17 protein-coding genes are annotated in these 19431 nt (G+C 42.2%); 10 read left to right on the top strand and 7 right to left on the bottom strand.

Features of this window, described 5'->3' with window-relative positions; all coding sequences use genetic code 11:
* Positions 1-546: 546 nt before the first annotated feature.
* A complete protein-coding gene (locus BLR84_RS14190; RefSeq protein ID WP_090468949.1) occupies positions 547-957 on the top strand; it encodes a cytochrome c maturation protein CcmE domain-containing protein in 411 nt (136 codons plus the stop codon).
* 92 nt (positions 958-1049) lie between these two features.
* On the top strand, positions 1050-3503 hold the full coding sequence (gene ccsA / locus BLR84_RS14185) for a cytochrome c biogenesis protein CcsA (RefSeq protein ID WP_090468946.1): 2454 nt from the start codon (positions 1050-1052) through the stop codon (positions 3501-3503).
* 250 nt (positions 3504-3753) lie between these two features.
* Here the strand turns inward: ccsA and BLR84_RS14180 are convergent, their stop codons facing one another.
* The gene (locus BLR84_RS14180) at positions 3754-4677 is read right to left on the bottom strand and encodes an alpha/beta fold hydrolase (RefSeq protein WP_090468945.1); all 924 of its coding nucleotides are present in this window, start codon (positions 4675-4677) and stop codon (positions 3754-3756) included.
* 51 nt (positions 4678-4728) lie between these two features.
* Between BLR84_RS14180 and BLR84_RS14175 the strand changes: the two genes are divergently transcribed.
* From BLR84_RS14175 to BLR84_RS14150, 6 genes are all read left to right on the top strand, one after another.
* Positions 4729-5550, top strand: a complete 822-nt coding sequence (locus tag BLR84_RS14175; protein WP_369829182.1) for a Rossmann-like and DUF2520 domain-containing protein — start codon at positions 4729-4731, stop codon at positions 5548-5550.
* 19 nt (positions 5551-5569) lie between these two features.
* Positions 5570-5902, top strand: a complete 333-nt coding sequence (locus BLR84_RS14170; protein WP_090468941.1) for a 2Fe-2S iron-sulfur cluster-binding protein — start codon at positions 5570-5572, stop codon at positions 5900-5902.
* Between the two features lie 103 nt (positions 5903-6005).
* Positions 6006-6248: a Fe-S cluster assembly protein IscX gene (gene iscX, locus BLR84_RS14165; RefSeq protein ID WP_090468940.1), complete on the top strand. Its 243-nt coding sequence runs from the start codon at positions 6006-6008 to the stop codon at positions 6246-6248.
* A gap of 83 nt (positions 6249-6331) precedes the next feature.
* The gene (locus BLR84_RS14160; protein ID WP_090468938.1) at positions 6332-6853 is read left to right on the top strand and encodes a KdsC family phosphatase; all 522 of its coding nucleotides are present in this window, start codon (positions 6332-6334) and stop codon (positions 6851-6853) included.
* 100 nt (positions 6854-6953) lie between these two features.
* Positions 6954-7526, top strand: a complete 573-nt coding sequence (locus tag BLR84_RS14155) for a Maf family protein (protein WP_176852065.1) — start codon at positions 6954-6956, stop codon at positions 7524-7526.
* Between the two features lie 65 nt (positions 7527-7591).
* Complete coding sequence (locus BLR84_RS14150; protein WP_090468935.1) at positions 7592-8245, top strand: DUF4136 domain-containing protein; 654 nt, start codon at positions 7592-7594, stop codon at positions 8243-8245.
* A 64-nt stretch (positions 8246-8309) separates the two neighbouring features.
* On the opposite strand, the gene BLR84_RS14145 is transcribed toward BLR84_RS14150, so the two are convergent.
* The 5 genes from BLR84_RS14145 to BLR84_RS14125 all read right to left on the bottom strand — a co-directional run bounded on the left by BLR84_RS14145 (position 8310) and on the right by BLR84_RS14125 (position 17708).
* Entirely contained in the window at positions 8310-8543 is a 234-nt protein-coding gene (locus BLR84_RS14145; protein WP_090468933.1) for a hypothetical protein, read from the bottom strand.
* 7 nt (positions 8544-8550) lie between these two features.
* A complete protein-coding gene (locus BLR84_RS14140) occupies positions 8551-12129 on the bottom strand; it encodes a T9SS type A sorting domain-containing protein (protein ID WP_143013903.1) in 3579 nt (1192 codons plus the stop codon).
* A 235-nt stretch (positions 12130-12364) separates the two neighbouring features.
* Positions 12365-15643: a T9SS type A sorting domain-containing protein gene (locus tag BLR84_RS14135; protein ID WP_090468931.1), complete on the bottom strand. Its 3279-nt coding sequence runs from the start codon at positions 15641-15643 to the stop codon at positions 12365-12367.
* A gap of 242 nt (positions 15644-15885) precedes the next feature.
* Positions 15886-17391: an ATP-binding cassette domain-containing protein gene (locus tag BLR84_RS14130; RefSeq protein ID WP_090468929.1), complete on the bottom strand. Its 1506-nt coding sequence runs from the start codon at positions 17389-17391 to the stop codon at positions 15886-15888.
* A 95-nt stretch (positions 17392-17486) separates the two neighbouring features.
* Positions 17487-17708 (bottom strand): hypothetical protein, encoded by a 222-nt coding sequence (locus BLR84_RS14125; RefSeq protein ID WP_090468928.1) that lies wholly within the window; start codon positions 17706-17708, stop codon positions 17487-17489.
* Positions 17709-18194: 486 nt separating this feature from the next.
* Between BLR84_RS14125 and BLR84_RS30045 the strand changes: the two genes are divergently transcribed.
* Entirely contained in the window at positions 18195-18362 is a 168-nt protein-coding gene (locus BLR84_RS30045) for a hypothetical protein (protein WP_176852064.1), read from the top strand.
* 88 nt (positions 18363-18450) lie between these two features.
* Positions 18451-18903, top strand: a complete 453-nt coding sequence (locus tag BLR84_RS14120; RefSeq protein WP_090468926.1) for a ferritin-like domain-containing protein — start codon at positions 18451-18453, stop codon at positions 18901-18903.
* A gap of 75 nt (positions 18904-18978) precedes the next feature.
* Here the strand turns inward: BLR84_RS14120 and BLR84_RS14115 are convergent, their stop codons facing one another.
* A complete protein-coding gene (locus BLR84_RS14115; RefSeq protein WP_090468924.1) occupies positions 18979-19422 on the bottom strand; it encodes a hypothetical protein in 444 nt (147 codons plus the stop codon).
* Between the last annotated feature and the right edge of the window lie 9 nt (positions 19423-19431).

Genomic DNA, 19431 nt, shown 5'->3' with positions numbered 1-19431 from the left:
TTTACTGATTTTCAAGCTTTGGCCTTCTCTCACCAATGATTTAATTAATTTCTGCGCCGAAGAAACGGGTTGGGGAGAAGTCTTATCATCCTCTTTATATGCCTCTGGCACCCATTCCAATCTTAGTCTGCATTCGTTACTCATGGTTTTTAGCTTTAGGTAAATATACCAAAAGTATCCAACACGCGTCATTGCGAGGAGGAACGACGTGGCAATCCCCTATTTGTAGAGCCGCTCTGTATTTTAGGGATTATTAATGTTGCTAATTTTTTAATAGGTATTAATGAACTCCCTCCGGTCGGTTGTCCACGCTTCGCAATGACGCGTGGGGATAGAGAATTGCAGTCTCCTCGTTTCCGTGATAGGCGCAGCGTAATCAGGGTGAGTCAACCCCGCGTTCCATAAAAATCTTGATTCCTGACTCTTACATCTTGATCCTTTTATCTATCAAGAATAATTCTAAATAGCACATATGGCTTGTAAAAAACTTTATTAGCGCTATGTTTTGTATTTTTGCATACTATTTTATAATATATAAGCCTCGGAATGAAGAAAAGTGCAATTTTTGGTCTTGTAGTTATAGCCATCGCTATAGCGGTTATCATTAGTGTTTACTCCAACTCCAGTACCTATGGTTCTTTTAGCGACGCGCAAAAAACTACCAGCGAACTGCATATTGTAGGGCACCTGAACACAACAAAAAAGTTGTATTATGATGCCACTAGGGATGCCAATTACTTTTCATTTTACATGAAGGATAATAAAGGCGAGGAGCGTAAGGTGGTTTTTACAGGTACCAAACCCGAAGATTTTGAGCGCAGCGAGCAGCTCGTATTAACCGGTACCATGGTTGGCCAGGAGTTTCATGCCTCCAAGATCCTGATGAAATGCCCTTCTAAATACACTCAGGACAAGTTAGAAATTACAGAAGTAAAGGCCACGCAGGCCAGTATATAAGAAGAGTCAAGAGGTGAGAATCAAGAGTCAAGAACCCGTTGTTTGTTCCTCTTGATTCTTGTCTCTTGATTCTCGACTCTTGAAGCTAAAATATGGATACAGTTTTTAAAGGTGAACACCTTTTACCCGGCCAGATAGGTCAGTTTTTTATCGTTCTTTCTTTTGGCGCGGCTCTTTTATCGTTTATAAGCTATTATTTTGCCACTACCGAGGATGCAGGCAAAAATGACAGCTCATGGCAGCGCCTGGGCCGCATCGGTTTTTATATCAATTCTGTCTCTATACTGGGCATGGGCGTATGCCTGTTCTATGTTATTTATAACCACTATTTCGAGTATCATTACGCCTGGGCTTATACCTCGCGCTCGCTACCGGTTTACTACATTGTATCGGGTTTTTGGAATGGACAGGAGGGAGGCTTTCTGTTGTGGACCTTCTGGCAGGCGGTTTTAGGTAATATCCTGATCTGGCGGGCCAAATCATGGGAACGCCCCGTGATGACGGTGATTGCCTTTTCTCAGATAGTTTTAGCTACTATGGTACTGGGTGTGGAGATATTAGGTACGCGCATCGGTAGCTCGCCTTTCCTGCTGTTACGTAAAGCGCTCGAAGCGCCTATCTTCCAAAGCCCCGATTATCTTTCCTTTATAAAAGACGGACAGGGCATGAACCCATCCCTGCAAAACTATTGGATGATTATTCACCCGCCTACGCTGTTCCTGGGTTTTGCTTCTATGGTGGTACCTTTTGCTTACGCGGTAGCTGGTCTTTGGCAAAAACGTTATAAAGACTGGGTTGCACCCGCTATACCATACACCCTATTTGCCTGTATGATATTGGGTACGGGTGTTATCATGGGCTCGTTCTGGGCATATGAGTCGCTGAATTTTGATGGTTTCTGGGCCTGGGATCCGGTAGAGAATGCCTCTATCTTCCCTTGGATCACCATGGTGGCGGCCTTACACGTACTCATTGTATATAAAAATACTGGTCACTCTTACTTTACCGCTACTTTTTTAGTGCTCATTAGCTTTGTGCTGGTATGGTACTCGTCGTTCCTGTCGCGCAGCGGTATTTTAGGCGATACTTCGGTACACTCCTTTACCGATAATGGCATGTTCTGGCAGTTAGTTATCGGGGTGTTGATATTCCTTGTGCTATCGGTTGTATTACTGGTGGCCCGCTGGAAACAGCTACCCATCACCAAAAAAGACGAAGACACTTATTCGCGCGAGTTCTGGATGTTTGTAGGTTCGGTATTTTTGGGCCTGTCATGCTTCCATTTGCTGGTGGTAACTTCCGTACCGGTATGGAATGCTATGTTTGGTACCAAAATAGCGCCGCCATCTGATATAATTAAACATTACAATGTTATCCAGTCGTCGTTTGCTTTTGTAGTAACCATACTCACCGGCTTTACCCAATTTTTAAAATACAAGAAAACGGATGTTACCCGCTTTTTTATCACCACAGGCCTGTATCTGCTTTTCGCGGCATTAATAACTGCGTTGGTAGTGTATGCAACCGGTGTTTACAAATTAAACGCGGTGTTTATCCTGGTGATGTGGGGTTCGGTATATTCGGTAGTGGCTAATGCGAAAATACTGGCTGATGCTTTAAAAGGTAAATTCAAACTGGCCGGATCGGCCGTAGCGCATATTGGTTTTGGTTTACTATTGGTAGGCGCGCTGATTGCCGCGGGTACCACCAATGTGATATCTATCAACAACACCGGCGAAGGTTTTTCGCCTGAGTTTGCCAAAGAGCAGAATCCACGCGAAAATATCATCGTTTACCGCAATCAGCCCGTAAAAATGGGCAACTTCCTGGTAACCTACACCGGCGACTCGATCTCGGCCCCAAATCATTTTTTTAAGGTTGATTACAAAGAGGTGGATGCCAATGGCAAAGTAACCAATGAGTTTGTGCTGAAACCAAAAGTTCAGGTAAATAAAGGTCAGCTGGCTTCATCGCCAGATACCAAGCATTACCTGTTCCATGACATGTATACGCATATCACCATGTCGAACGCTATCAGCGCTACAGAAGGCGGTGCCGAAAGCGCTCATGACGAGGCAGACGATGATAAGAACTACGATACGCCGGTAAGTCACACAGTAGCCCCGGGCGATACCATCAAATATCGCGACGGCTATATTTTAGTAAAAGGCCTGAACAAAGAAGCCAAAGTACAAAACATCCCACTGAGCGACAGCGATGTGGCTATCGGCGCCAACCTGGAAGTAGTATCGCACGGTAACCATTACAATGTGGTGCCAGTGTATATGATCAAAAACGGCAACGTATTTGATTTTGCCCGCAAGGTTGATGATGCCGGCTTGAAACTGCGTTTCAGCAAGGTAATACCCGAGAATAAGAAAGTAGAGATCATGGTATATCAGCAGCCCGAAAGCAAAAAGAAATTTATTGTGATGAAGGCCATCCAGTTTCCATACATCAACTTCTTCTGGGCAGGCACTATCATTATGGTGATCGGTTTCTTTATGTCGATACTGCGAAGGAAAAAGGAATTGAAGGTAGTTTAAAACCTTACCCAAGCCCTCTCCATCCCGATAGCTATCGGGAGAGAGGACTTTAGAAAATATAAATCTTCAAATAAAGAGCCAAGGCATAGTGCGATTCCTTCCCTCGGGAAGGGAAGGAAGGGGTTTCTGCAGATGCAAGTTTTAAACCCCCTCCCTGCTACAACACAATCCATCGCACCCCTCCCGTGGGGAGGGAACTGAAAAATATAGTCAAAAGATAAAGTTAGCGCGATATTACCGTTGCTAATTCTTATCCCTGTTTCAGGAATGATAATATTTTGTTATTTACCGTATCAGGTTTTTCAACAGATGGCAGGTGAGCCGCCCCTGCAACCGGAAAAAAATCAACCTTGAGCACACTGCGGATAGAATCGCTATAACGGAAGGGTACGGTGCCGTCTTTTTCGCCCCAGATCAGTAATACGGGTTTATTGGCATTGTTGAGGCATATATTGCTTTGCCTTCCGTGCTGGTCATAATCATACATAGTTGATACCAGCGCATGCCGGAAACCTTTATACTCCATCTGTGGCAGATAGCGTTTTACCCATCCCGGATGTTCTTTAGGGTACAGGAAATCATTTAGCTGGTCCTTTGCCCGTTTATTGGAATTCACCCCCTCGTTATACAGGGTAAAATAGCGGGGAGCACTGGGCTTAAGACCTTCATACGCGGGATCTATCAATATTACTTTATTGATGATGTCCGGGTGTTCACAGGCAAAATTGGTCACCAGTTCGCCGCCAAATGATATACCGGCCAGGTTTACATGGCCTTGCAGTTTCAGAGCGGTTATCAGGTCCAATAATTGGGTGTTATATAATTCTTTATTATAGACTGTTGCTGGTCTGTCCGAATAACCCCGGCCGTACATATCATAACGCAGTACTTTGTAGCCGTTCTTTACCAGGAATTCATAGGTGCCATCCCAGATATAATACGGAACGCTAAAGCCATGAACTAATATCACCACTTCACCATTTTCTGGTCCTTCGAGTTGATAATGTGTGATGCCCTTACTTAATTTAATAAATTTGCCGTCGATATTTTTGCGATCGGCGGCGGTTAAAACTTCTTTTTCCTTATTGTTATATTCGTAAAAACCATATAATATCAATGCAGAGGCTCCTGCCAGAAATACGATAATGATTATACTTACCTTAAGTATTTTCATAGGGGAATAGATAGATATAGATGATGATCGCTAAAATACAGAAATATTTAAATTACAATAGTTTACAGAATATTAAATTATAAAAATAGTATGCGTATAACCTTAATAGGATCGGGCAACGTAGCCACACACCTGGCTGCCGCATTAAAAAACGCGGGCCATCGCATCATACAGGTTTATAGCCGTGATGCCCAGCATGCTGCCATGCTAGCCTATCACGTGGGGGCAGAGGCTATTGATAACCTGCCTGTTATAAGTCCGGACACCGATATGTTTATCATTTCTGTTAAGGACGATGCCATCATAGAAATGGTAAAGGCGCTGGCCGGGTATCAAAAACTCATTGTACACACATCTGGTTCAACCAATTTAAATGATATGCTGGTTTTTACAGATAATGCGGGGGTGTTATATCCGTTGCAAACCTTTAGCAAAATCAAAGAGGTTGATTTTTGGACCGTACCATTATGTATTGAAGCGGCTAATGACCATATCAAAACCAATCTGGAACAACTGGCCGCAACCATCAGTAATAATATCTACCATGTTAACTCTGCCGATCGTAAAATATTGCATCTGGCCGCAGTATTTGCCTGTAATTTCCCTAATTATCTGTATACCGTAGCGCAACAGTTGCTGGCCGGGCATCAAATGAACTTTGATATGCTGAAACCCCTGATACTGGAAACAGCTCAAAAAGTACAGACACAGCTACCCGCAAGCGTGCAAACCGGGCCTGCCGTACGAAATGATGTTGTTACGATGGATGCTCATCTGCAAATGCTTAACGGTGAGGCATATTTGCAGGAGATCTATACGTTATTAAGTCAGGGTATTATCAAAAACAATAATGGAGGGCACGGGGACAAGTAATTTTGTTACTTTTGCCTAAATGAACGTTTTTAAAGTAAAGATAAATTTCGAGGAAAAAGGGCACGAACCAATTGAACTGCCTATAGCCGAAGGAGAATCTGTATTGGATGTTTGCCTGGAGAACGGCATAGAGCTACAGCATAATTGCGGCGGTGTTTGCGGATGCAGTACCTGCCACGTTTACGTAAATAAAGGGATGGATAACATTCAGGAGATATCTGATAAAGAGGAAGATTTTATTGACAGGGCTGTAAATCCGCGTATCAACTCGCGTCTGGGTTGCCAGTGTGTAATAGTTGACGGTGATATAGAAGTAACCCTGCCAGATCAGTCACAATTCCTGGGGCATTAATTGAGGTTTTACGTTTAATGTTATACGTTTTACGTAGAAGACCGATAAACATAAGAATATAAAAGAACGTATAACGTACCACGTAAAACGTACAACAAAAAAAATGAGCGACAATAAATTTGCCTTACCTATTCACTGGAATGATTACGAAGACATCGCTATTGAACTTTATGAAAAGTTTGGTGATGATTTTGACGAATCAAAAATATACCGTATCCGTTTTACCGAATTGCTGGAATGGGTTTTATCATTACCCAACTTTGCCGGTACAAAGGCCGAATCAAATGAAGGGCACCTGGAGCAGATCCAATCGGCCTGGGTTTACGAATGGCGCGATAATCAATAGTATTTCAGTTAGCAGTTTTTAGTTAGCAGTTTGCATTTAAATTGGTTAACTCAATAATTCACTAATTCAATAATTAATTACCGGTGGAATCATTTCTACAAAAATTAAAAGATATTACCACGTTTATTTTTGATGTGGACGGCGTGCTTACCGATGGTTCTGTTTTTGTGACAGACAGCGGGGAGCAAAGCCGGGCCTTTAACATCAAAGATGGATATGCCCTGCAACTGGCCGTTAAATGCGGATATAACGTATGTGCCATATCGGGCAGCCGGTCAAAAAGCGCCATATACCGTTTAAACAGCCTGGGCATTCAGGATGTTTACATGGGTACGCATACCAAATCACAACGCTTTAAAATATACCTCGAAGAAAAAGCCATTATTGCCACCAATGTTTTATACATGGGGGATGATATCCCCGATCTGGAGGTGATGAAACTGGCTGGTTTACCGGTTTGCCCGGCTGATGCGGTTGAAGAAATAAAAGCGGTAAGCACTTATGTATCGCCTTATGGCGGTGGCAAAGGCTGCGCCCGCGATATTATCGAAAAAGTGCTTAAAGTGCAGGACAAGTGGATGAGCGAGCAGGCTTATAGCTGGTAAGGGGGGGAGGTCAATGGTCGATAGACCATAGTCCATAGCACTCACAAATATTCATGGTCTATCGTCTATGGTCCATGGACTAAAGATAAACATAAAGCAAATGCACAATATTCCCAAGATCATTTTGGCATCAAAATCGCCCCGCAGGCAGGATCTGCTCAGGTTGATGGATATGGAGTTTGAGGTTGTTTTAAAGGACGTGGATGAATCATATCCTGAAGGTTTAACACCACAGGAGATAGCGGTGTACATCGCCCGTAAAAAAGCTGAAGCATTTGATGGTACTGTAACCGACGAGGTTGTACTTACCGCCGACACCATTGTTAGTATAAATGGCCTCATATTAGGTAAGCCCGAAACACCGGAACATGCCATTGAAATGCTCAAAACCTTATCGGGCAAAGTACACCAGGTTATTACCGGGGTTTGTTTGCTGTATAAGGGGCTTTATAATAACTTCTTTGATGTATCCGAAGTGTTTTTCCGTAAGCTAAATAGCCAGGAGATCGAGAGTTACGTTGCTGAATATAACCCGCTTGATAAAGCCGGCTCGTACGGCATCCAGGAACGTATTGGTTTAATAGGTATTGAGCGGATTAACGGCTCTTATACCAACGTTGTAGGCCTGCCTACAGAAAAGTTGTACGCTCAGTTAGTCAATTTAAATAAATAATTATTTAAATTAAACCTTTGTTTACTCAATAGTCTAATGAATAAATATAAGGGAGTGAATTAACTATGAAAAGAACTATGTACACAGGGCTGGCAATATTGCTGGTTTCGGCCCTGTCTGCTTGCAGCAGTTACAATTACTACACAGCAGCCCGCAACAAAACCGATCTCTCATCTTACCGTACATTTGCCTGGGTAGCGCCCGAAACAAGTCATAAGGCTGGCGGTGTTGTAAAAAAAGAGATCGCTGATGAAAGGGTGAAAGATGCCACTATCGCGGCATTACAAACTAAAGGCTTAAGATTACAGGAAAACAATCCCGATCTGTTGGTGAGCTATTCTACCATAACCGGCAGAGGTGTTAAAACTGAATTTTATCCGGCTTACTATGGCGGCTTCGGTTGGGGCGGCTGGGGTGGCTGGGGCTGGGGTTGGGGCTGGAGATCCCGCGGATTTTATGGCTACTACGGTGGCTGGGGCGGCTGGGGTTACCCGTATGGGTACGGCGGCGGCACTTATGCCCGTGTTCCCTACAAAGAAGGTACCCTTATCATTGATCTGATTGACCGTAACACCGGCCGTATCGTATGGCGCGGGTTTGGTGTAGGCGAGTTGCACAATCCGCAAAAAACACTTGATGAATTACCTAAAGTGGTTGATGGCGTATTGAAACAACTACAAGTAAACCAGATCAGCCCGTCACAAATGCGCAAAGCATAAGGCGAATAACACATTCACATTCATTCCTGCAAGAAAAAAAATATAATGATGATCCCTTTAGGTGTTAAGCCTGAAGGGATTTTTTTTGGCGGTACAGATGGGCAACAGCAAAAATAACGGCCATCACCACCAATACAATTACCCAGGTATCCAGGGGGCAACCGTCTGGTCCACCATCATTTCCGTCGCAAAGACCACCGCCCGGGTTTGATTGGGCAAAACTGTTGGAGCTGATCAATAAAAGACATATCCCCGGTAAAAATTTATAAATAGTTTTTACAAAGGCTGATAATTTCATGGTGATGTTATTGTTTATAAAACTTAGCGCTACCGATCCTTTTTCCGGTAGACTCGTCAACTGCCTCTATTACGTAAAGTCCGCTCAACAGGTTACCAATATTTTGTTGTAGATAATTGGTATTACTTACTGTTATGGTTTTTACAAGACCTCCGGAAGCAGTTGCAATACTCACTTTAATGGAATTGCTATAAGTTTTACCAAAGTTAATATTTATACTCTGTGAAGCAGTACTGGGGTAAACAATAAATGTTAAAGGTTTTGTGTTGAGATAATTAAAGGCTAAGCTTTTTGAAACATCTACCCGATCTGTTACTAATTGCTGTTTTAAACGATAAAATACCTGTCCGCCGCCCGGCGTCATATCGGTATAGTTATAACTGCCTGCACCGGTTGATCGTAAGCTATCGATAGCTATAAATGAATTACCCCCATTAGTGCTTTTTTCAACAACGAAGGTGGTTGAATTGCTTTCATTATCAGTTTGCCAGGTGAGTTTTATCCCCCTTGCTTGTTTAGCGCCATTAAAGTCGCGTAATTTATATTCGTGCCCGGAGGCTATGCCAATACTTAAGTAAAACCTGTCGCGCGCATAACTGGCCGGGGCGGTGGTTACATTGAAAGTGTATTCGGCATTATGCACCACATCTAAAGAATCATTGGTGAATTTATCCTTTAAAAAAATGGTATAACGTTCGTCAATATTTTGTTTAATAGGTGCGGTAAGTTTGTAAGTACCATAATTTGTATAGGCGATAAAAAGGTTTATCCGCTTCAGTTTTTCCAGTCCGGTAGTATAATTGGCAAAACATCCTATCGAATCGGCAGTCTGCGAAAAAAAGAAATTCCCCTGGCCAGATGATGCTAAATAGGGAGCATCCTCACCGGGAACAAATTTAGCTTGGGCGGTTTTGTCAAAATAGATATCGGTAGAGCTAAAAGTACTGGAATCCTGCATCATATCTAATCGTACCCATGGTGTAGTGCTGGTATTGATTGTTGCTGCTTCCGTGCTTAATGAAGCTGTTGCCTGTTTATTATCCTTCCCTCCGTTAACAGCCAGGGTTTTTACAACAGCGGGCCCTCCCTTTTTTACATTAAATATGGGCGGTGTAGTGTTGCTATAGCTTGAATAAGGTACTTTCATGCTTTCGTCAAAAGTTATCTTGGTACTGGCAGCAGGTGCAACCACGAAAAAGCCTTGCCCTGACAATACATATTGACTACCCCCGGTCCCTATAACAGGTGAATTAAGGGTGGTTGTATTACATAACACAAACCGTGTAGATGAACTATTTGGCCCGGTTGAGGCATTTTTAATGAGTAGATAATAAAACTTTAAAGTAGTGTTACCGGCGCCAACTTTGGCCAGATCGATAACAGAGGCATAGGGGTTACCTACCAGGTTATATCCCTTTTTGGAAGGAACCGTGCTACTGAACGATAAAGTAGTGAGGTTGTAGGTTGTGCCTGTTAAAGGGTAGGTTGAGGCATCTGCTGCATTAGTAGTCGGTAAATTGATGATATTAGGCGTCATGGGGGAGTTGGTGGCGGTTGTACCTTTAATAACCGAACCAAAGAATGTTAATGTGCCATCATCGGCAGCAGGGAAGGGTTTTACAAATGGTGCGCCGGTGGTTGAGTTTAACAAAGCCCGGCTTCCCCTGTAATAAAGTAATATGCCGTTACCCATGGGTATAGACACACTGGTATTCGTAAGCCCTTTATACTCATTGCCTGCCACCTGATTTTGGTTAGCAGACCCCGGCGCGTTTTCATTGTAAACAAAAACAGAAGGACTATTATTGGTAGCTGGTGCGCTGTCAAAACCATTAACAGAGCCATTTAATCCGGTAACTATAGTGCTGGTACCCGCCGCACCCGGTAATATGATCGGTTTCAGACTGTAGCTGTTGGAGGTTGCACTTATAGCCGTATTGGTCGTATCGGCAACCGGCGATGAAATAAGCATATATCTGCGAGCCCCGCCCGTTATAAAACGCTGTACGTCAATTTTACCCGCAATGGCCCCGGCGGTAAGGTTACCGATACTGGCATCGCCGGTTGAAGTGGACAGGAGGGTTAAGGCCGATGTATAGGTGGAAGGCGTATTCTCAACCGTCAGTATCCCCGATCCGTTCACATTGATGGTGTAGGTCGGGTTCACAAAAAAATGACTATTTAATTTCATCCGTTTGCTGGTCGCTCCGGTTGTGCCGTTAGTAAAAGTTACATTATTAAATTTTGTACCTGCCGTGGTGTTGTCAATTAAAGTTTGAGCGGCTGTGCCATCAAAAGTGATAAGCGCTGTGGTATTGGGTGTAAATACGCCTGCGTTTGTATAATCTTTAGCAATGGTTAAGTTACCTGTACCCATGGTCATGGTTCCTGCATTGCTTAGGGAGCCATTAATATCAATAGTACCCGCGCCTCCGGTAACGGTTACGCCTGTGTTGTTTGTCCATTTGGCACCGGTAGCGCCGTTTACAACGCCAATGATGGTAGTGGTGTTAACCGTATTAAAGGTAGTATTGCTGGCCGTGGTTAATGTAGAATCAATAGTTAAGTAAGCAGGGTTGCTGCCACCTGCACCACCCACCACGGCAGTACCTGTACCCTGTATTACCAGGTTGTCATAAGTAGGGCTGGTAGCAGGCGTACCAATAGGGTTGCCACCACCCGAGCCAAAGCCTGGATAAGCAGAGGTATAAATCAGTGGATTAGTTCCCTGATAAATAATAGTTGCTTTACCACCATGGTCACCATAAAAATTACAAGAGGCATAAGGGGTGGGCATGGTGCCTATAGCGGTAGTGCTCTTCAGAATAAGTGTTGGATTGGTAACTGTATTGGTTGATTTATAAGATGTAAGGGCGTTAACGGTAAAATAACCCGAGTTTGATGAAACAACCCCACGGTTTGTAAACGTTATTTGCCCCGTTAGTGTCATCGTACCTCCCTCAAGCCGTATGCCGCTGCCGTTTTGTACTTTGGCGTTCAAGTTTATATTGATATTGGTATTGATATTAAAGTTTGCTATTTCTGATATTAAAAAGGATTGACTGCTTACTGTTCCGGATGTATTGCCGAATTGCAGGTTAGTACAGGTTAAAGTGCCGGTTCCTCTTATATCATTAAAAATACTGCTACCAACTACACTGTTTGAGTTGTAGTTTTGGGTAATATCACCTGATACGGTAAGCGTTGCGCCGTTAATTGTTAAAATGGTTCCGGTTATTGTTGTACCTGTTAATACATAAAGCGGAACATATTGATTACTGCCGAAGGTAATAGATGATACGGTTACATTGTTAGCCAGAACAGGTTGATTAAGATAGGTTCCTAAAGCAACACCCAATCGTACCACATCGGTAGTGCGACCACTTTCACCGGGATAGTTTACTGTTGATGTGTTTTCACCGTTATTGGCTGTAATGGTCCAGTTGGTTTTCACTGTCCAGTCCGAAGAAAGAATGCCATTCCAGTCAAAAGTTATATTGGCAAATGCACAATTTTGTATAAATATAAGTAGAATAACAGTCAGGATAGTTTTGGGCAAACGGGTTGGGAAATTCAGAAGTAGCAATGTATAATGTATTAAAGCTTATAATAATGAGGCTTTATACGGATTTATTTTCGTTTAAGTTTCATTTTTATACCCTAAAGACATGTTAATCAGTGAATAAAATGAATGAAATATGTCTTTTTTGAGGATTTTTTCAAAAAAGGTTGACGGACGGAAGCTTAATCGTTATACCGGGGATTGACCGGTAGCGGACGACTTAAATGTTTTGATGATCGGAATTTGAAGGAGTAATATATTATTGTTTGAAAAATTTAGCGCTCCCGATGCGTTTGCCTGTGGCAACATCAATAGCCTCTACAATATAAAGCCCTTTGGTAAGGTTGCCCACATTTTCCTGTACAGAATCGGTATCGGCAGTGGTTAGGGTTTTTACCAGGCCGCCGGTCGCGCTTATAATGTTGACTTTGATATTATTACTGTAGGTTTTGCCCAGTTTAATATGGATGTCACCAGCTGTGCTGGAGGGATATACCATGAATTTTAAAATATTCAGATCGCCGTTATAATCAAATACCAGGGTTTTTGACATCTGGGTATCACCGGTTACCAGGCTTTGAGCCAGGCGGTAAGTGATTTGCCCGGTACCTGGTGCGGGATCGGTAAAGGTATAGCTACCCGCTCCGGTTGATTGCAGGCTGTCGATCACTACAAATGATTTACCACCATTAGTGCTTTTTTCAACCGCGAAACCTGTAAAGTTGCTTTCATTATCAGTTTTCCAGGTTAATTGAATGCCGCTGGTTACTTTATTGCCGCTAAAGCCCAATAGTTTATATTCATGCCCCCGGGCAATACCAATGCTCAGGTAAAAACGGTCACGGGGATAGCTGGCCGCGTTTTGATCGACATTGAAAGTATAAACAGGATTATGCACTACGTCTAAAGAGTCGTTGGTGTACTTATCTTTTAAATAAATGGTATAACGTTCGTCGATATTTGATTTAATGGGCGAAGTGATCTTGTACTGGCCAAAATTCGAAAACGCGATAAATAAATTGATGCGTTTCAGTTTTTCCAGGTTACCGGTATAATTGACAAAACAACCCACAGAATCGGCCGATTGTGAATAAAAGAAATCGCCCTGGCCCGATGCTGCTATGTATTGTGCATCTTCGCCTAGTACAAATTTAGCCTTAGAGTTTTTATCAAAGGCGATGTCGGCTGTGTTGAGTACGTTGGTATCCCGCATCAGTTCTAAACGTAGCCTTGGTATTTGGTTGGTATTGGTTTCGGTAGAAGCAGTAACCGCCGCCTGCTGTACATTGTTTTTATCGGGACTAACAGCTAACGTTTTAGCTACTACCGATGGATTGCGTATCACATTAAATACTGGGCTGGCAGAAGAATATAATGAATAAGCTGCTTTCATCGTTTCATTAAAAACCAAAGTTGAAGTTGCATTGGCGACAGTTATAAAAAAGCCCTGCCCGGATACAGCGTACCTGCTGGCCCCTGTTTGTGGAAGGTTAGCAAAGGCATCATAAGTGGCATATTTGGTAGAAAAGCTATTGGCCCCGGTAGTGACGTTCTTGATTAGCATGTAATAATATCTATATAGGCTACCATTAACGGTATAAACCGTGTGCAGGTCAATAACTGATGGATAAGGATTACCTACCAGGTTTAACCCTTTTTTTGTAGGAGCAGAGCTGGCAAACGATAAATTATTTGACAGGGTAACCGCAGATGAACTATAATAAGTTGGCGGCGTGGCCGGAAAATTAATGATACTCGTGGTGAAAGCGCCACTGGCACCAGCGCCTTTATATACGGCGCCCGAAAAATTTAGCGTGGCATTATCAGGAGCAGGGAAGGGACTCACAAATACCGTGGAACTTGACACGCCTGTACGGCTGCCCCTGAAATAATATTCTAACCCATTGCCCATGGGTACGGTTTCGTTAATGGTAGCAAAGCCTTTAAATTCATTACCTGTTACTAAGTTGGGGTTGCTTGTTAGCGGCGCATTTTCGTCATAGATAAAAACGGATGGGTTGTTTTGGGGCGAGGTATCAAAACCATTGCCTGCGCCACCTGGACCGCTGATGTAAGTAGTAGCAAAAAATGGTAGTAGGTTATACGTACTGGCCGAGGCATTGGCAACCGGTGAGGAAATAAGCATATAGCGGCGTCCGGCACCGGTTGTGGCGTTGCCACCCTTTACATAACGTTGCACGTTAATGGTGCCGGTAACCGTGGCTGTGATGGCGACGGCGCTGGCATCGGCGCTTAAACTGGCTATGCTGGCATCACCGCCACTGTTTGATAATAGTGTAAGACTGTTAGTTGCTGTGGCATCCACATTCATGGTGGTGTTGGCAGTTTTTAAAAAGGCCAATGTGCCCAGCGCGGCTATATCATTACGGCCGCTTAAGGTTGCAGTTGCTGCTGATGAGGTCAGGTTGTAGAACACGGTGCCGGTGGGCGATGCCGGCAAGGTTGCGTTTACATAAGAGCCCCCGGCAATGGTTTGGGTTGTTCCGGTTAGTTGAACGGTATTGGTATTGGTAACAAAATCAATAGGAGAGCTGGCCGAATTATCAATATTACCAGCAACCGTTAATAAACCAGATGAAACACTGGGGCGTTTATTACCTGTGCTTGTAAATGTCAAATTTTGGTATAACGCCGGGCTTATGTCTAAATTGCTAATACCGGTTGTTGCATATACAGTTTGTATGCTTGCACCGGGATACGCGTAATTAACAGTAGCTTGCCCGGTTCCTGTGCTATTATAAAAATCGATAGAACCTGCATATGTTGATCCGGAAGCGGGTGTTGTATTAATCGGATTGGCATTGGTGAGTATTAATGTAGCAGTTGAACCAGTGCCGGGGTCGATACTAAATATGGGTATTCCTGTATTGGTACTGAGGCCAAGTATACGAAACAAGGTATTTTGTGTAAGTATTTGTCCGCCAATAGTAGTAGTTCCGCTTACTAATGAAAACGTTCCGTTAATTTGCCCCAATGGAATAACAATGGCTACAACAGAACTTGAATTAACAGTTACATTGCCACTCACATTTAAATGTGCAAGTGTTACTACAAAACTTAAGGTAGGGAAGATACCTAATAGAGCACTACCAGGGTTTGCAGTTGTGTTAATCTGTATCGAAGCGCAGTTAAGGGTACCGGTACCGGATAATGGAACCGAATAAGAAATTAATAAAGTTGGTTGCTGGGTAATGGAAGTAGTTACATTTAAAGTGCCGTTCACCGTTAAAGGTACCGTGGTTAAAGTTAGTATGACGCCAAACGTAATAGACGCACAGGATACGTTATCCCCGGCATTTACGATAGGAGGATTGGTGAAAAAAAGTAGAGAACCAATGAATACATCATCACCAACACCAGGTACTCCCGCAGGCGACCAATTAGCCCCGTTATTCCAGTTAGATACATCACCCGCGGCTCCGCCTGCCCATGATTTTGTGGCAGCTTTCACATCACTTCCTGCCTGTAAACCAAACAGGATTAGCAGTAATATCAAATAACGTAAAAGGCTCTTCATAAAACACAGGTTTATAATCGCAAATAATTCTTATCGGCTATTCAACTAATAAGTAATTTACGGGTTATTACGTGTGTTTTATTATAAGGATATAGTGTTTAAAGTAATGAACAAAATGAATGAAATAATGGTATTTAAAAGAAAAATATGATACAGATTAATAAAACTGACTTTAACTATTAAGAAATATTGAGCATTGGATGATGGGTATATGCTACAGCGTATGTAGTGTAAAATATACACTAACTCGTTACTTTTCCTTTATCGAGCCGTAACACCTTATCAACGCTATTGGGGATCTCATGCTGGTAGTGGGTTACATAAATAAGGGTAACATTGCTCAGGCTGCAAATGGTATCCACCAGGTTTTTAAAATGAAGCTGCTGGTGATCGTCCATACCCTGGCAGGGTTCATCAAAAATAAGTAAAGCCGGGTTTTTGATCAGTGCCCGGGCCAGTAAGCATAAACGCTGGGCGCTTGCAGGGATGTTTTTTAACAGGGTGCGGGCATAACGGTCAATCTCCAGCGCTTTCATCCATCTTAAGGCGATATCTGCCCGTTCTTTATTACTGGGTCTGAATAAACCCAACGTATCATAATACCCCGATTCGATGACCTGCAAACAACTATTATCGGTAGGGAAGTACTGGTGCAGCTCGGGCGATACAAAACCGATCTTCTTTTTAATATCCCAGATACTTTCGCCTGTGCCGCGTTTTTTATCAAATAAAATAATGTTATTGGCATAGGCCTGCGGGTTATCCCCGTTAATCAGGCTCAATAAAGTTGATTTACCCGCGCCGTTGGGGCCAAGCAGCGCCCACCTGTCGCCCGTTTTGATCTGCCAGTTTACATCATCCAATATTACCTTGTCGCCATATTGAATATGGACCTTATCCATCGTCACTATCTGGTTAAAGGCAACCGGGTTTTTATTGATATTTAACAGCGCAGTAAGTTCCTGGTTATCAATGTTGTCTGATGCATTGCTGGCAAATAGCTCCGGGTTAAAAGCTTCCCGGGTACTTTCGTGAATAATCTCCCCACTTTTTAAAACGGCAACATGAGTAATAGCTTCGGGAATTTCATGTACCGATGTAGCAATGATGATGCTGATACCAGACGCGCTGATCTGCTCAATAATGCCATTAAATTCCTGCCTGGTTTTTACGTCCAAACCGGTTAAGGGATTATCAAGTAACAGTAATATGGGGTTTTTGAGCAGGGCGGCAGCCAGCATTAAACGCTTGGTTTCGCCGTTGGAGAGCTTGATAAGTTGCTTATCGCGTAAGGCATGCAGGTTTAACAGGGTAAGGATTTTGTCCAAAGTCCAGCGCATGCCAGGGCGCGGGATACTTTTAACCGATGATAAATAATCATCAACAGTTAAGGCATCTTCAGAATCTGACGAGTTATACCGTTGCTGGTAATAAAAATCGGTAGTGTTTGATAAATTCCGGAAATGGTGCCTTGGTTCAACTAGTGATATCAGCTTGCTATGTAAATTCTGACCATTTTCAGCAACCTGTATGCCCGAAACATCATCCTGGAAATAATAATTGATGGTACCCCCGGTTACATTAAAGCGCCCTGCTATGGTTTGTAGCAGAGCGCTTTTTCCGGAGCCGCTTTCGCCTATTAATGCCCAGTGTTCACCTTTATTTATCTTAAAAGTAAGATTATTGAATAATGTATTGGTCAAAAATCTTACAGTAGCATTATTTATCGAAAAAAGTATATTAAACATGGCTTTATAAGTAGGTTGTAAAAGTACTTATCTGCCTTAAAAAGCCAATACGTTTTATTTAAGTATTTAATAATGCAGCACTATACGCTTGAATACTAAGCGATTTTTTTAAGCGTTTGGTTAGAGTTAATATTTGTGTTGGTTTTGTTAAGCCTGTTCCAGGCTGCAAAATTAACAAACTCATCTTTTACAAGATTTTTGCAGTCTTTATTAGGGCAGGCAATAATCCAATACTTTTTGACTTGCTCAACTTGCGGTCGTTCGCCACATTTAATGCAATATTCGCAATGGATATTCGATTGTATTTGTAAACTCATATTATTAGGCGTAATATATTGTGGAAAATGTAATGCAAATTTATGTAAATTAATTCAGTTAGCTTTAATGTTTGATGAAAACATGCACTATAAGTATGTAAGTTTTAACTTTCAATTAGGTAAGTATTCTATTTTAATACTGATAATTATTTTTCTTAAGCTAATTGATTGTTAGTGGTTTAGGTACTTGTAATCTTTTTGCCCATCTTATTATTCCTCACACTGATCATTTGGACTGTTAATCTTTCTTAAGGTTTAAATTAAATTGTAATTACTGTCAAAATTATTTATAAGATATAAGCATAAATCATTCCAATATTTGGTGAAACATCAAATTATAGCAGCAGTCTATTTTTTTAATCTACAGTATAAAAGTTTAACCTGAGGGTAGTGCTTTTTGATAGGTGTGTGGCTGGTATAGTTTACAGCAAACAAAAAACTATGCACTACTGTAGTAAATATTATCGTTAACCAAATAATCGAAATATGAAAAACACACATTGGGCAGTTATTGCCCTGTTGCTGTTCACCATCAGTGGTTGTTCAGTGATTGAAGGGATATTTAAAGCCGGTGCCATTACAGGCATTATAGCGGTGGTTGTGGTTATCCTGGTATTGATCTGGATCATCTCTTTGTTCCGCGGAAAATCATAAAGCGTAATTTATAAATAAGATAAATTATTTATTTTAAATTAAACAATTTAATTGCTTAGGCTGTTGCTTCTATATAAAACTTACAATTATGGAAAACACAAAAGCAACAGCCGAGGTATTAAATGACCTGGTACAGATTAATAATGATCGCATTGAGGGATATCAACGCGCTTTAAAAGACTTAAAGGATAACGAGAGTGATCTTAAATCACTATTTACTACGTTGATTGGCGATAGCCACCGGTTTAAGCTGGAGCTGGGTACCGAAATTCAGGCATTAGGACAGGATATCGATAACTGGACAACCACCAGCGGTAAAATTCACAGAACATGGCTTGATGTTAAGGCCGCGTTTACTGCTCATGATACCCATGATATACTGGAAGAATGCGAGTTTGGAGAAGATGCTATTGTTAAAGCCTATCGGGAAGCCCTTGAAGAGGAACATTTATCGGCTCACTTACGCGAGGTGGTAAACACACAGCTTGATGAGCTGCTTGATGCCCATGATGAAATAAAGGCGCTGCGCGATCGGGTTTAATAAAAAGATGATGCTCATGTTATACAAAAAGACCGGCCAGTAGCCGGTCTTTTTTATATCAATATGTTTTGCTGCTTAGTTTTCTGGCGATATACTTACGGATTTAACCTGCCAGCTTGTTTTTTCAGACCAATCGCCGCCCGTATAAGTCATATCCACTACCCATGTTGAGTTTATTGTTTTGCCATCAATGTTCAATGCCTTTACTGTCGACCGGATCTGGTAACTGTTGGTTGCGGTATCAATCAGAGGTTTAAAATCATGATCAGGAAACTGGGTCGTTGTGGGTTGTTTTAAATGATCCTTCACAATTCCCTGGGCCATATGAAAAGCTTCCTGGCCCGTAGGTTTACGATTAAGATGTACCGTGCTGTTTTTACTAATGCCCAAAACTACTGCGATAACAACTATGATCAAAACAATACTAAAAAGGGTGGCTGTTTTCATGCGTGGGTGCCGATGCCAGCCTATGTTTTTGCGTTCGTCCTTACTGAGTAATTGCCATTCAGAATATTTCATATCGTATCA

This window comes from Mucilaginibacter sp. OK268 (assembly GCF_900103125.1).
Lineage (GTDB): Bacteria > Bacteroidota > Bacteroidia > Sphingobacteriales > Sphingobacteriaceae > Mucilaginibacter.
This window is presented reverse-complemented; position numbering and strand designations above follow the sequence as displayed.